Consider the following 12,787-nt stretch of genomic DNA (forward strand, 5'->3'; position numbering starts at 1 on the left):
AACATACAGGCCTATCTATTCGGATCTGTTTTGGTTGAAAGACTCTCGTTACCCGCTGCCCTGACCGGCTTCCTGCAGTTCCCGGGTACGGCGATGACGATTCACCCACGTACGGACTCCAAAGGAAAACAAGGTGAGGACAAAAAGCACGCGAAACAACTGAAACGCTGTAACCAACAAGGGATCCGCTCCGATCGTCAAGGCAGTCAAGCTCATCTCTGCAATTCCGCCTGGAGCCGTGGCTAGAATATTTGTCAGCACATCCGTATCGGTAGCGTAGGAGATGCCGACCGCGAGCACGATCACCATCACAAACAACAGCACGGAATGCATCAGACCAAACAGGAAGAAACGGCGGTTCCGGGCGATATCCTCCCTTTTGAAGCCGAGACCAATGCTGACTCCGACAAAGACCTGCGCGGCTTTGACCAAGAAACCTGTCAAAGCTGGACTCTCTCCTGTGAGCGATGTATTCATCGACACCAATGCAGTCAGTAGCAGAGCGCCGAGCAAGAAAGGAGCCGGTATGGAACAGCGCGACGCGATCCATGCCCCGATGACACCTACAGCTAGAATGATCAACGTCTGGCTGAATCCAAGCACATGTGCTCCGGAGACGCTCTGGATCGAAGCATGGTGAGGCAACCACATGACGATAAACGGTGTACACAATACGATGGTGACAGCTCGTAGCGAGTGGAAGATCGAAATGACTTGCTGGTTTCCTCCCACGGACTGCCCGATCGTCACCATTTCGGATAATCCACCGGGGATATTGCTGAAAATCGCGGTAATTCCTTCGACCTTGCCGACTTTATAGAAAATCCAGGCGTTGCCCAAGCTGATCAATACGGTCAAGATCGTCGCGATCAGCATCAAACCGATGTGACCCGTCATGGTCCCCCAGATCTCTGGTGTCATGCGCAGGCCAAGCGATATGCCGATCACGATCAGACCTATTTGGCGAAACCATCGGGGAATCCACATGTTTTGGACGCCGATGAACGTACAAACAACCGTTGTGACTAATGCTCCTAGCAGCCAAGGAAGAGGACTATGTACGGCAGCAAAAAGTAATCCCCCCAATGAACCGAGCAGCAATGTAAACAGTGTGCGTAGCAGCATGAGCGCTTCCTCTCCTACTCTCTGACGTTGATCGAGCTTCTATGATGAGGTACACCTAGTGTAAAACAATCGATCCCGTAGCAAAAATACAAAATGGTTATCGTTGGCGATTCCCTGCGTGAATATCTGCTCTCTTGTACGGGATGAAAAAAAGAAAAAACCTGCACCTTCCGACAAGCTCATCCTTGTCTTCGCTGCAGGTTCACTTACCCTTTTCATTTCGGGACTTCTATATCGATCTGTTCCATGAAGCTGACAAAAGCCTTGACCATTTGCAGCTCCATCGAGTCAGCATGATAGAACATCCACGTCTTTCGCTTGATTGGCTCCCCGGCCTCTGTGGTCAGCTCGATCATGAACAGATCGTCCTTACCATTCAGAACGACCCGCGGCAGGATGGCGTAACCCAGACCGCTCGCTACCATTTCACTGCACGTATCCGCTTTGTCGACCTCCATACCGATCAGCGGTGGCTGGGAGTAATGCTCGGTCCACCAGTTGTCGACCAGCGCCCTCAGCATCGGATCCGTCTCGTAATCGATTCGCGGCAACGAAGGCAGATCAGCGATATTGATCGGTTCTCTGGAGACGACACAAACAGATTCTTCAAACAGCAGCAGCTTTTGGTCCGTCCAGTTGTAGTTGCCCCGGACAAACCCCACATGGACATCCTGATTATACACAGACTTGTACACGTCTTTGCTCCACCCGGTGATGACCTTGTACTCGACATTCGGGTATGCTTCCTTGAACTGCTTCAAGATCATGGGGAGCTTGTATCGCGCGAAGTAATTGGATACACCAAGCCTCAGCGTTCCATTGACCTCGTCGCCCATGTTCAAGACATGCTCCTTGATGTTGCGCAGGCGCAGTAGCATTTCATCCGCACATTTGGCCAAATACTCTCCCTGAGGAGTGAAATGGACACCTCGGCTTCCCCGCTGCACAATCTGTACGCCAAATTCTTTTTCAATCTGACGCAAGCGTTTGGTCAGGGCAGGTTGGGAAATGTACAAGGCCTCTGCTGTCTTGGTGATATTCTGCTCCTGAAACAGCGTCTGCAGAATCTGCCAGTCGCGATATTCCATCTCCTACAAGGTCTCCGCGTGATCTTGCCCGACTCTATTTGCTTTTTCCTTTTCCGCTTTACGTTTGAAGTAATTCCCCACAGCGATGACAACCAGTGCCAATGCTACTGGCAAAATGATGTGCAACGCAGGCATTGTCTCTTCGATAAAGCCGCCGACCAGCTTGTCTCCTACGATCATTTCCCCTGCTGTGTATCCGAGCAAGGCAGCGCCCAGCAGTACGATGATAGGAAAACGGTTCATCAGCTTCATCAAGAGCTGACTTCCCCAAATAATCAATGGGATACTGATCGCCAGACCGATAATCACCAGCAGCAGATTGCCGTTGGCAGCACCCGCCACTGCAATGACGTTGTCCAAGCTCATGATCAGGTCCGCAAAAATAATGGTTTTCAACGCTTCCATCATGTTCGAGCCGCCGCCGATGTGACTATCTTCATCTTCGCCCTTCAGCAGTTTGACAGCGATCCAGATGAGCAATAGTCCGCCAACGACCTGCACCAGTGGAATTTTCAACAGCCAGATAGCGATAAAGGTCAGGATAATCCGCAGCGCGATGGCACCGAAGCTTCCCCAGAAGACTGCCTTCTTTTGCAATTCCGGATTCAAGTTTCGACAAGCGAGAGCGATCACGACCGCGTTGTCGCCACTCAATACGATATTTACGATAATTATTTGCAAAAGACTAAGTAAAAACTCTGTCATGATTGCTCCCTCCTAATTAATTAATAGCCATAGTGTCAATAATAGACCTTTCTCACCCGAAACGCAGTATTAAATTAATTACTTGCATAAATTTTACGGGAAATGTTCTTGATTTGCGAATGAAAAAAGCCCTCTTTACTAGAGGGATTTACTCTGTCGGGAATGTAGCTGCAGTCGAGAGAAGCCTGTTTCCATACTCCGCTCCGGGCTACGTCCCGCTGGAAGCACAGACTGTCCGCTCCACCATGATCCCGAGGGAATCGCCAAATGACGCGCAGCTCCGAAGGTTAGTCATAGATAGCGATTCTGTTGCCTCGGGCTTCATGGCTCCTCTAAGTGGGACTTCACAGTCGCTCCGTCTGGTAACATGCTTCTCTGGCGAGTGATTTCTGTTTCATCGAGCCATATCAAGACCTTTTTGGAGATTTTCATTCTCAAACAGTAAAAGCCTGTCACTTAGCTGACAGGCTTCTATGATTCAAAAGGAAATCCTTCACCTGAGCTACCAACGATACTAGCCCCGACTAAGGACGAAGCTCGTACGAGGAAAAAGGAGAAAAAAGCGAAAGGTATTAGGGACACGACCCAGGCGGGATGGAAAAAGAGGAACACGATTTTAAGCGTCCACCACTGTGAAACATCTGCGAGAGGTCTACTTTGGACGCGATTCCGCTTTTGGAATGGAGCCGAGCAGGAATGCCCCCTCAGCAGTGGCCCTACCCGGCTTGAGCGTTTTCTCCTTTTTCCTCCCCTCCATTGCAGCTAGAGCGATAGGGCATTTAAATTTGAAGCCCTCTTTAACAGAGGGCTTGGGCACTATTATACGCTTCTACTTTTTCTTCTACGAATTCGCTGCTTCATCCTCAGCAGACGGCCAACCGCCCCATAAATTGGAAAGATGCCCATCGGGGTCACGCAGCTGAAAGCTGTAACCGCCGCCTTGCTTGTAGACCATCTCGCCTAGCTCATATCCTTTCTCCGCAAGCTCCTGGTACACAGCCTGAATATTTTGCACTTGCAGGGAAATAATCGGTTGCAGTTGGCCTTGCATATTGCGAAAATCCAGATTCGGAACGTTCTCGCTGCGCACGAGACCTAATCCCACTCCACCTACGTTCATCCAGGCTTCGTTGTCACCTGGCTTGAAATCAAACGAAAACGGAATCCCCAATACTTCACGATACCACTTTACAGAAGCTTCTACGTCTTTTACTGGCAATTGCACAACGGCAAAATTGGTGATGTTGGCCGACATCTTTTCCACTCCTTCAAAGTTTTTACAATCGATAAAACGAAGAAATCTTCCGAAAAGAAACGGTCTCTTCAACAATTTTGAAAAAAAGATAGCAGATGCCCATTTGGGTCTCGTACCGTGAAGGTCAAACGATCCCCCACGACCGCTACTCGCTCCACACTCATGCCTTTTTCCGTCAGCAGAAAATAGGTGCGGCAAATCGCTAAAGGATCTCCCGCCCGAAAAGCTTCCAGAAACTGTTCCAGCATCTCTTTGGTCACGGACTCGTTCGCTGATCGTGAGGCTATGGTACGTTGCTTTTTTCGAGTGGCTGGCTCAAGTGGCTTCTCATCCTCGTCTTTTACCTGAGCCGCGAGTGCTTGCAAGCGTAGGCGCGCTCGCTTCACGCCTTCCTTTACGGCTCCTGTGGTGGTATGGAGCAGCTTGGCTGTTTCCGGGGCAGTAAAGGCAAAAATGTCCATCAATAGGATGAGTACCATTTGGCGTGCATTCAAACGATCCGCGAGCTGTTCAAACGACTCCCGAATAGAGAAGTCGTCGAGAGCGGATCCATGGTACAATTCCTCCACGAATTCATCGGATGGCGACACCTGTTTCTTCCGGCAATGATCGATCCAGGCATTCGTCGCGATACGCTTGATATAGGATTTGCTCAGCTCTCGATCTGGTGAAATCTCGATGGAGCGATATAGCTTAGTCAATGTTTCCTGCATGAGATCCTGCGCATCCCAGTGGTTCTTGGCAAGCTGCAAGCAAACCAGTTTCAATTCAGGCAAAAAATGCTCCAGGTGTGCAAATGAAGCGGCAGTCATGTAATTCCTCCAGAAACGTTTGCGATTTGCGCTACACCGATTTCATGTAACGATACATGGCATAATCTGTCCGGACTTTGCGGATGGCTAACCAAGGAGGCAGCCCTCTCGCTACCCACCGCAGCGCTGACATGATATTTTGCTCGTCCTCGAACTGCTCGACGATGACGACTGTCTTTTCATTGATATAATGCTGAAGTTCGTCCCAGCCCATTTCCGAGTAGGCATCACGTCCGTATGTTTTCAGATCCAGAAAATCCTGGCGTTTGGGCTCATTGATTTGCATGAGACGGCGGATCGCTCTCGCGCAATCAGGATGTATCGGATGATTGGATGACATGGCATCTTATTCCCTTCTCTATTCCTAAAAAGCCTAAAGTCCTTCTCTACTGTTCGTTATCCTCGCCTCCCATTCCTCCCCGCATACGGACTTCACCTTTGTGGCAATTTCTCCCCTAACAAAAAAAGACAGAGAGAAATGTCTTCTCCCTGTCTCACGTCACTTGTTAGTTGCCTGCTACGTTGCCCATCGTTTGCAGCACTTTCATCGATCCGTAGCGGTTGAGGATTTGTGCGTATTCCGCTTCATCGTACAAGGTGGATACGCCATTGGTGTACTCTTTGGCCACTTCTACCGCAAATTTGACGGCAAGCGCAATATCTGATTCGTGACTGGCACCTGTACCGCAGCCTGGAACGGCTGTCTGTGCCGTAATCGCGACACCTACGACCGGAGCATCCGTGGCAACGGCAGGCTGCAGGATGCTATTGATGTGGAATAGGTCATTCCCGTACGGCGTGATGTCCTGCATCGTAATTGGGAAAGTCACTGGAAGCTGTCCGGTGGTCATTTCCATAATGCGGAGCAAATCCTCGCTGATACGAAGAATGAAGCCTTCTTTTACAGTCGGCGAGATCGCGATTCCTTTGTGATTGACGATGCGGTTGCCTTTCGTCGTATCGATAGACAAAATCGCTTCCATCTCAGGAATGACTTCATAGCGGTTCATGGTCAAAATATCGACTGGCGAGCCCATAAAATCTACCGGCTCGTGCGGCTGCGTAGGGGCATTCGGGCAAATATGCGTGCTGATGATGACATCTCCTGCGAGGACGTCACCCTTCTTTTGCATATCTGCGAGCTTCAAGGCAGATGCAATCGCTGCGATCGCGCCGTCTGCATCCGACACCATCCCGATTCGGCTCGGCCGTGCACCAATACCGCCCAATCTTCCGATAATCCCAAAGGTTGGCGCAGTCCCGCCTGTGGCTTTCCCGTTTTTGCCCGGAATGACAATCTTGACGAAATCGGTCTTGCCTTCTTCCCCTGTTACCGTTTGTACACTGACCTTCACCGCTGGATACGATGCAAAAAGTTCCTTAATCGTTTCTCCACTGACATATGCACTATCCAGCGCTTCAAACACGGTGATGGTTTGTTTCCATGACATGCTCGTTACCTCCCTGATTTGTGGATGCGTCCGTTATTTAAGCAAAGATGTAGGAGAGTATCTGTTTGTCGACGGCGCCTTCCACCGAAGCCATCAGCTCGCGGTTGCGCATGGTTGCTCCTAAAATCAGTTGTTCTTTTGGTACGTGAATGACTGCGAGCTTTTGACCCTTTTCGACCTCAGCGGAAACGATCGGTTTGGCTGTCTGCGCATCCAGAGTCATGATGAGATCTGGGAATGTGCCCAGTCGCTCTCCGTTTACTTCCAAAGTCATATATTCGTTCCAAAACGTCATTTCATGACCGTTGATGACGACGCGCCCTACGTCAAAACCACCAGCCGTATTCAATGCAAATTCGTCAACGACACCAGCTGTGACAACACGGCCTCCGAGCTTTTGGCAGACCGCTTCAATCGCTGCCTCTCCTTTTGCTCCGAGCAGGGCTTCCCCTACCTCGATCGCCTGCTGGATCGCACCAGGAGCTCCATTTGCTCTGGCATACGCTACAGTCACAGGATTGCGAGCAACGACAACCAGTCCGCCTGCTTCCACGGAGATCTTGCGCACCAGCCCTGCTGCCTGTTGCAAGTGGCCGCTCACGCATACCTCGTGATAGCGCTCGTCCTTCCCACCTACGGCAGCTTGGTGAGAAATAAAGCCGTCGAGCTCATGCAGATTCATAGCTCCCATGAGGCCTGTCGGATGTGCTCGTCCATTACATGGCAAGTCGATCACGGGAAGCCCTGTCACTGCAGCCTGAAACCAGCCGTTTACCGTCGTACCTGCCCCATTTTCATTGGTGATGATCCCTTTAATCGGCTGACCGATTGTCTTTTCTAAAAGCTGCAAGGCACGAACGTAATGCATCGGTTTTGTATATTGATCCGTGGCAGCAGGTGCCCCGACCAGCGCAACTGTCGCCAGCAGATCTTCGTCATTCATCTCTTCTGCGGTATACAGCTGCGGTGTTCCCACTTCCAACGCGAGACGCCCTGATTCCAGTCCATCTTCCAGCCAGCCACCACCGCCTCCGCCTAACACGCATCCGCCGTATACAGCTGCTTCCATCATGGAAGTCGTTAAGGTCACTTTCGCCATTTTGTTTCTCCTCCATCTCCAGTTGGTTTTATTTCTTGGCAAATTTCACTACGGAACTAAAGAAGCTGTAGAGCGCATCCCCGGCGATAAAACCAGCCGCGAGAATACTGAGTGTGCTTTCTGCTTGTTTGCCTTTCATTTTCAACACGACCGTGCGAATGAGGATACCAGCCAGTACCGCCCAGCCCGCATTCGGATTCAGGATCAGCAACCCTGTGGCAAACATGACCCCAACCTGACGACTGGATCCACCAACCAATTGCAGGATTGCGCCTGGAATCGCCCACATCAGCAATTGCTTGGCAACCTCTGGGGAAGTACCTGCCTCAATCGTACTGGCGTATACTTTATCCACGGGTGGGATGAGCCCTTGAGAGAAAAAGCTGTTGTACGAAAACATGACGGTAATCAAAGCGACACCAAACGCGATCAAGCCTGCGAAGTATTGCTGTTTGCGACCTGCTAGCTCTGCTTCAGGATCGGAACCGTTGCCACGCAAGATGTAGCCCGTTTTCAAGTCGTAGCCCATATCAGCAAAAGCTGGACCTGTCGCAGCACTGAAACCTACCAAGAGTGCTAGCGCCACTGGTGGGAACCCGATCATCATCCCGATGATCAGCGTAATCAGCGCAATCGCAAAAGCCGGGAACCACCCAGAGTGCATCGCCGCAATCCCTACGATCAGTTCGTGTACGTACGCAGCAAATGCAGCGAAGATCATAAAGCCGATCAACATGCCGAATGACATGTGTGAAATCAGTCCGCCTGTAAGTGCGACAATCAATGCAATGACCAAATAGGCAATAAAGCCAAATCCCAGAGTCCGGGAGGTTTGTTTGTCACTTTTCGTATACGTTACTTCCTCAACAGAAGAAGAAGCGTTTGTAACCGGTTTCTTTTTTCTAAAAATAATAACTGCCACTTGGAACAATGCGACTATCCCTGCCCCGATCATAAAGCCGTGCGGGATATACATTGTGTTCACGTCAACATGGAAAAGTGGTACGGAATATTGTCTTAGCAAAAGACCGATGCCAAACATCGCCAAGGCCCAGATGTTCCCGATAAACGCTACCCCGAATGCGGACATCGAAATGCCCAAGTATGAACCAATCAAACCAATGACCGTCCCTACTCCCAACAACGCCCCACGCTTACCGCCTTTGTCTCCTGCGATAATCGCTTCCGCTGTAGCAACACCCGGAGCCCATGTCCCTGAGGCCGGGAATACTTTGGAATCGAAGAGCTTGTACAGCAGTGCTGTATCCACAAACATCGCCAGCCCTGCCCCGATCATCATTGGCATGATCAGTTCTGGCTTCCCCATCGCAAAGGGGATCCCAATGGGAATCAGCAAGCTGTTTGCCGCACCGAATGTCGCAGAGGAAATTGACGTCTGTACCAGGTTTTGTCGATGAATCGATCTGTATTTCGAAAATATCTCCAATGGAATCCGAGCGATCAGCATCGCGGCCAGCGCACCTATAATCGATGTGCTCGGCGTTACCCCAAGCGATGTAATCAGCTGCATTCCAATTATGGCACCAAATACGGACAAGCCTACGTTCAATAGTAGTGAGAACGGCTCGAAAACAGAGGGATGCTTTTCTTTGGAAGTTTTATTTTTAGCCATGTTCCTACCCCCTTTTATAATTTTCTGTATGATTGCACAAAGACTGAAAAAGCGTTTTTCCTACTACTGTTTCTTCTTTCTTCCCATCAGATACACTCGCGTAAATGGAACGCGGCGTCCTGGAAGCTTTGCAGGAACCGTTGTTTCGAAGCGCTGTCGATTCTCTCCCCCTTCAAAAGGTTGTTTCTTATCTATTCTGTTTTTTTTTACTTTTAGAAAAACTTGGCTTATCGCCCAGTTCAATAGCGAAAGCCTTAGTTTTTCTTATACTTTCTTCCTTTATTAAACTTTCTGAAAGTATAACAAAAACAAGCCGCTTTCCCCTATGGAAAGCGACCCAAAAGTTGACCCCCATTTTTGGGCGCCATCACAAATATGTGATTGTACGTAGCTCTACGTGATCGCTTTGGCATGAATATCCTTCGTCTTCCATACCCGCATGGCTACGTCCAGACGAAAGCGTACCTCGGGATCATTCAAATCATTTTGGATGATTTCGCTCACTCGATCTAGTCGATACAAGACGGAATTGCGATGGATAAACAACTCTTCCGCTACCCGCTTGGTGTTGCCGCCCGATCGCAGGAACGCATTGAGTGTAGCCAGCAGCTCGGTTCCATATTCTTTATCATACGCAACGATAGGCTCGATCAGCATTGAGGTGAGTGCAGTGAGCACAGGATGTCCGGCCGCATCCAAAAGCAGGTCTTCCACAAGCACTTCGTGGAAATGAACGATCTTTTGCTTTGGCTGTGTATGTAGACCGATTTCCATGGCTTTGTGCGCTTCCTGTCTGCTCGTTGGAACATCCGACAACTGCTCGCGGATGGCGCCGATCCCTACGTACAATTGAGTATGGGCAGGAATCTCCTCAGCCTGGGCCATAAGCTCACGCACTAACTGCTCGGCTTCGGCTCTCTGCTTTTCTGCCGTGTCATGGATGGTCGAGCACAGCACGATCAGTGAATCGTTGATAAAAACTCCCTTTCGTGTATACACACCGGGCTTGTTCACCCGTTGAACCAGCAGATTGTACATACGCGTCAGCGACTCATCACGGCCCTGCTTTTCAGCCCCCGCTCGAATCTGCAGCACCATTACATAGGAAAACCGCCCGAGAGGAATTCCTAGCTGCTGGGCGCGATAACGTAGCAGATCCTCCTGATGGGACGAACCGGAAAACAGCTCCACCAGAAACGATTCCTGTTCCCTTTCCCGCTGCAGCTGCTGCGACTGGCGAATCGTAAACTCAATGGCGAGCACGGTAATGGCATGATCGAGGCACATCTCTTCAAAGCGCTCCTGCTCCCCGAGCACTCTGGAAATAGCTAAATACCCCATGACCTTGCTGCCTACTTGCACAGGTCGCTTTTCCATAAAATCCGTCCAGCCAAAACGAGTCGTGCAGCTCTCCACTTCTCCGTCTTCATTCAGTACAGCAGCCTCACAGCCTAGCAAATGCCCAATCAACACGACTAGCTCAGTCGTCCGACGGTTTAAGACCAGATTGGTAAACTGCTGATTGATTTCCCGCACCTCCCGCAGCAAAAATGCCTGCCGATTGAGGATTTGATCAATCACCGTATGCGTCATATCGATAAACGTAATTTCTAGTGGAATATCGAACAACGGGATGCCGTAAAGATTGCTTTTTTCCAGTGCCTCCTGGGGCACCTCTTGAATAAATCGCTTCGTCTTGATCCCTACCGCCGATCCACCAACCCGATGCATCTCATCTAGCAGCCTGCACAGCATCGTAGGTTCATGGCGAAAGGAATAGCCCGTCGTCAATATCAATTCATTGGGTCGCAGAAAACCGGTCAAAGTCGGGGTTTCCATGTTGTCGATATAGTAAATTTCCTTGGATACGCCACTCGCGCCTGCCATGACCTGTACCCCATTAAACAAGGGCAGCTGCAGAAGCCGTTCCACGGTAAAAGGCTTGTTTTCCATGCATTCACCTCATCGCACTCGCTCTTCTACTGAATGCTACCATATTTGCAGGTATAAAAGAAAAGAGACCTGATCATCAGGTCTCTTTGGCTCCTTCTATCATGGCTACGAGTCTACGAAGTTCCTGCACCAATCAGTTCAGCAGTCGTATTGGAACGAAGCGTGTTTTTCACCGAATATAAGCCAGGAAAGGGCTTGAACGGGAACCGATTTAATCCACCACTGACCAGCTTAATAAGCAATCGCATGCCCAATAAGCACAAAGACTGCTCCGGTAATGACCCACATCAGCATCAGCGGCCACATGAATTTGACCCATTGCTGATACGTAATCCCCGATACCGCCAGACTGCCCATTAGTGCAGAAGAGGTCGGCAGAATCATATTGGTGAAACCGTCTCCCATTTGGAAGGCGAGGACGGATGTTTGGCGAGTTACGCCGAGCAGGTCTGCGAGCGGTACCATGATCGGCATGGTCGTAGCCGCTAACCCCGTTCCCGATGTGATAAAGACGTTCATGACGGTCTGGAAGAAATACATCCCAAGCACTTGAATCGAGCCGTGCAAATGACCTACGGCATCGGACAATCCGAAGACGATCGTGTCGATGACATTCCCCTGCTCCAGAACAATCAGGATCGAACGGGCAATCCCGATAATGAATGCGCCAAAGGTGATGGCGCTCGCGCCTTTTACAAATTCACTGGCAATCCGGCTCGGACCAAACTTCGCGCATAAGCCCGAAACGACGCCCATCGTCAAAAACAATGCCGACAGTTCTTCCATCCACCAGTCTTTTTTCGATACCCCCCATATGAGCAGAGCAAAGCTGGCGATGATGGTGAGGACCGTCAAAATATGTTTGACCTCCAAGCTAGGGAGCGAAGAAAGGTCTAGTTTCTTCTCTGTAGACGTTTTCTCCAGATTGTGAACGATGCTGGCTTCTGGTGTCTTGCGTACCTTGCGTGCATAGCGGATGATGTACCAGCTGGTGATAACCAAAAGCGTGATCAACAGAATGGCCCGTAGCCACATCCCCGAAAACATCGGTACCTCAGCGATGACCTGAGCCAGTCCCACGTTAAACGGATTCATCAGACCCGCAGTAAAACCGATGGAGGCCCCGAGCGAGACCATCGCCGTTCCTGTCAACGCATCATACCCGAGTGAACGGGCGATCGCGATTCCCAGTGGTACGAAAACCATGACCTCGGACGACATGCCCATCGTAAAACCACCGACGGAGAACAATCCCAAGAACACCGGAATAATCATGATGCCCCGTTTGGAAAATGTTTTTGCTACCCGGCTCGTCACGGCTTCGATCGTTCCTGTCGCCGTGATGACCTGAAACGCACCGCCGATAATAAAGATGAAGAATACGATATCACTGGAATCAATGAGTCCTTTTACAATAGCTTTTGGTACTTCTACCAGACTGACCGGATCGCCTTCCACGGCGTGATAGGAGTTGGGGACTACTAACGTTTTCCCAGAGGTCGGATCCTTTGCCCGCTCAAACTCGCCGGACGGCACTAAATAAGTAAGGGCCGCGGCGAGCAATGTCAGGATGACCAAAAGCACGAAGGTATGAGGCATTTTGATATATTTTCGCCAAAATGAAGTCGGCCGACCAGAATCCGTCATAACGGGATGTACGCTCATG

At 50.2% G+C, this 12,787-nt stretch carries 11 protein-coding genes; all 11 read right to left on the reverse strand.

Going from position 1 to position 12,787, the window contains the following annotated elements; all coding sequences use genetic code 11:
• Positions 1 to 48: 48 nt before the first annotated feature.
• The 11 genes from AN963_RS25270 to AN963_RS25320 all read right to left on the reverse strand — a co-directional run bounded on the left by AN963_RS25270 (position 49) and on the right by AN963_RS25320 (position 12,786).
• Entirely contained in the window at positions 49 to 1,125 is a 1,077-nt protein-coding gene (locus tag AN963_RS25270; RefSeq protein ID WP_055747281.1) for an AbrB family transcriptional regulator, read from the reverse strand.
• A gap of 215 nt (positions 1,126 to 1,340) precedes the next feature.
• Positions 1,341 to 2,213: a LysR family transcriptional regulator gene (locus tag AN963_RS25275; protein ID WP_055747282.1), complete on the reverse strand. Its 873-nt coding sequence runs from the start codon at positions 2,211 to 2,213 to the stop codon at positions 1,341 to 1,343.
• Positions 2,214 to 2,216: 3 nt separating this feature from the next.
• The gene (locus AN963_RS25280) at positions 2,217 to 2,918 is read right to left on the reverse strand and encodes a TerC family protein (protein WP_055747283.1); all 702 of its coding nucleotides are present in this window, start codon (positions 2,916 to 2,918) and stop codon (positions 2,217 to 2,219) included.
• An 841-nt stretch (positions 2,919 to 3,759) separates the two neighbouring features.
• A complete protein-coding gene (locus tag AN963_RS25285) occupies positions 3,760 to 4,173 on the reverse strand; it encodes a VOC family protein (protein WP_055747284.1) in 414 nt (137 codons plus the stop codon).
• Positions 4,174 to 4,241: 68 nt separating this feature from the next.
• Complete coding sequence (locus tag AN963_RS25290; RefSeq protein WP_055747285.1) at positions 4,242 to 4,985, reverse strand: RNA polymerase sigma factor; 744 nt, start codon at positions 4,983 to 4,985, stop codon at positions 4,242 to 4,244.
• A gap of 31 nt (positions 4,986 to 5,016) precedes the next feature.
• Positions 5,017 to 5,325 carry a hypothetical protein gene (locus AN963_RS25295; protein ID WP_055747286.1) on the reverse strand — a complete coding sequence of 103 codons (309 nt, stop codon included), beginning with the start codon at positions 5,323 to 5,325 and terminating at the stop codon, positions 5,017 to 5,019.
• 166 nt (positions 5,326 to 5,491) lie between these two features.
• Positions 5,492 to 6,436, reverse strand: coding sequence for a DUF1177 domain-containing protein (locus tag AN963_RS25300; protein WP_055747287.1), 945 nt, complete (start codon positions 6,434 to 6,436; stop codon positions 5,492 to 5,494).
• A gap of 37 nt (positions 6,437 to 6,473) precedes the next feature.
• Positions 6,474 to 7,535 (reverse strand): DUF917 domain-containing protein, encoded by a 1,062-nt coding sequence (locus AN963_RS25305; protein WP_055747288.1) that lies wholly within the window; start codon positions 7,533 to 7,535, stop codon positions 6,474 to 6,476.
• A gap of 28 nt (positions 7,536 to 7,563) precedes the next feature.
• A complete protein-coding gene (locus AN963_RS25310; protein WP_055747289.1) occupies positions 7,564 to 9,168 on the reverse strand; it encodes an OPT/YSL family transporter in 1,605 nt (534 codons plus the stop codon).
• Positions 9,169 to 9,561: 393 nt separating this feature from the next.
• The gene (locus tag AN963_RS25315) at positions 9,562 to 11,121 is read right to left on the reverse strand and encodes a PucR family transcriptional regulator (protein WP_055747290.1); all 1,560 of its coding nucleotides are present in this window, start codon (positions 11,119 to 11,121) and stop codon (positions 9,562 to 9,564) included.
• 231 nt (positions 11,122 to 11,352) lie between these two features.
• A complete protein-coding gene (locus AN963_RS25320) occupies positions 11,353 to 12,786 on the reverse strand; it encodes a YfcC family protein (protein ID WP_236708089.1) in 1,434 nt (477 codons plus the stop codon).
• Between the last annotated feature and the right edge of the window lies 1 nt (position 12,787).

Origin of the sequence: Brevibacillus choshinensis, assembly GCF_001420695.1 — a bacterium.
In the GTDB taxonomy this organism is placed as follows: domain Bacteria; phylum Bacillota; class Bacilli; order Brevibacillales; family Brevibacillaceae; genus Brevibacillus; species Brevibacillus choshinensis.

What these genes read in the sequence shown, in the direction of transcription:
- AN963_RS25290 (WP_055747285.1), bottom strand. Translation starts at nt 4,985, where the DNA reads ATGACTGCCGCTTCATTTGCACACCTGGAGCATTTTTTGCCTGAATTG.
- AN963_RS25270 (WP_055747281.1), bottom strand. Translation starts at nt 1,125, where the DNA reads ATGCTGCTACGCACACTGTTTACATTGCTGCTCGGTTCATTGGGGGGA.
- AN963_RS25305 (WP_055747288.1), bottom strand. Translation starts at nt 7,535, where the DNA reads ATGGCGAAAGTGACCTTAACGACTTCCATGATGGAAGCAGCTGTATAC.
- AN963_RS25280 (WP_055747283.1), bottom strand. Translation starts at nt 2,918, where the DNA reads ATGACAGAGTTTTTACTTAGTCTTTTGCAAATAATTATCGTAAATATC.
- AN963_RS25285 (WP_055747284.1), bottom strand. Translation starts at nt 4,173, where the DNA reads ATGTCGGCCAACATCACCAATTTTGCCGTTGTGCAATTGCCAGTAAAA.
- AN963_RS25300 (WP_055747287.1), bottom strand. Translation starts at nt 6,436, where the DNA reads ATGTCATGGAAACAAACCATCACCGTGTTTGAAGCGCTGGATAGTGCA.
- AN963_RS25320 (WP_236708089.1), bottom strand. Translation starts at nt 12,786, where the DNA reads ATGAGCGTACATCCCGTTATGACGGATTCTGGTCGGCCGACTTCATTT.
- AN963_RS25310 (WP_055747289.1), bottom strand. Translation starts at nt 9,168, where the DNA reads ATGGCTAAAAATAAAACTTCCAAAGAAAAGCATCCCTCTGTTTTCGAG.
- AN963_RS25315 (WP_055747290.1), bottom strand. Translation starts at nt 11,121, where the DNA reads ATGGAAAACAAGCCTTTTACCGTGGAACGGCTTCTGCAGCTGCCCTTG.
- AN963_RS25275 (WP_055747282.1), bottom strand. Translation starts at nt 2,213, where the DNA reads ATGGAATATCGCGACTGGCAGATTCTGCAGACGCTGTTTCAGGAGCAG.
- AN963_RS25295 (WP_055747286.1), bottom strand. Translation starts at nt 5,325, where the DNA reads ATGTCATCCAATCATCCGATACATCCTGATTGCGCGAGAGCGATCCGC.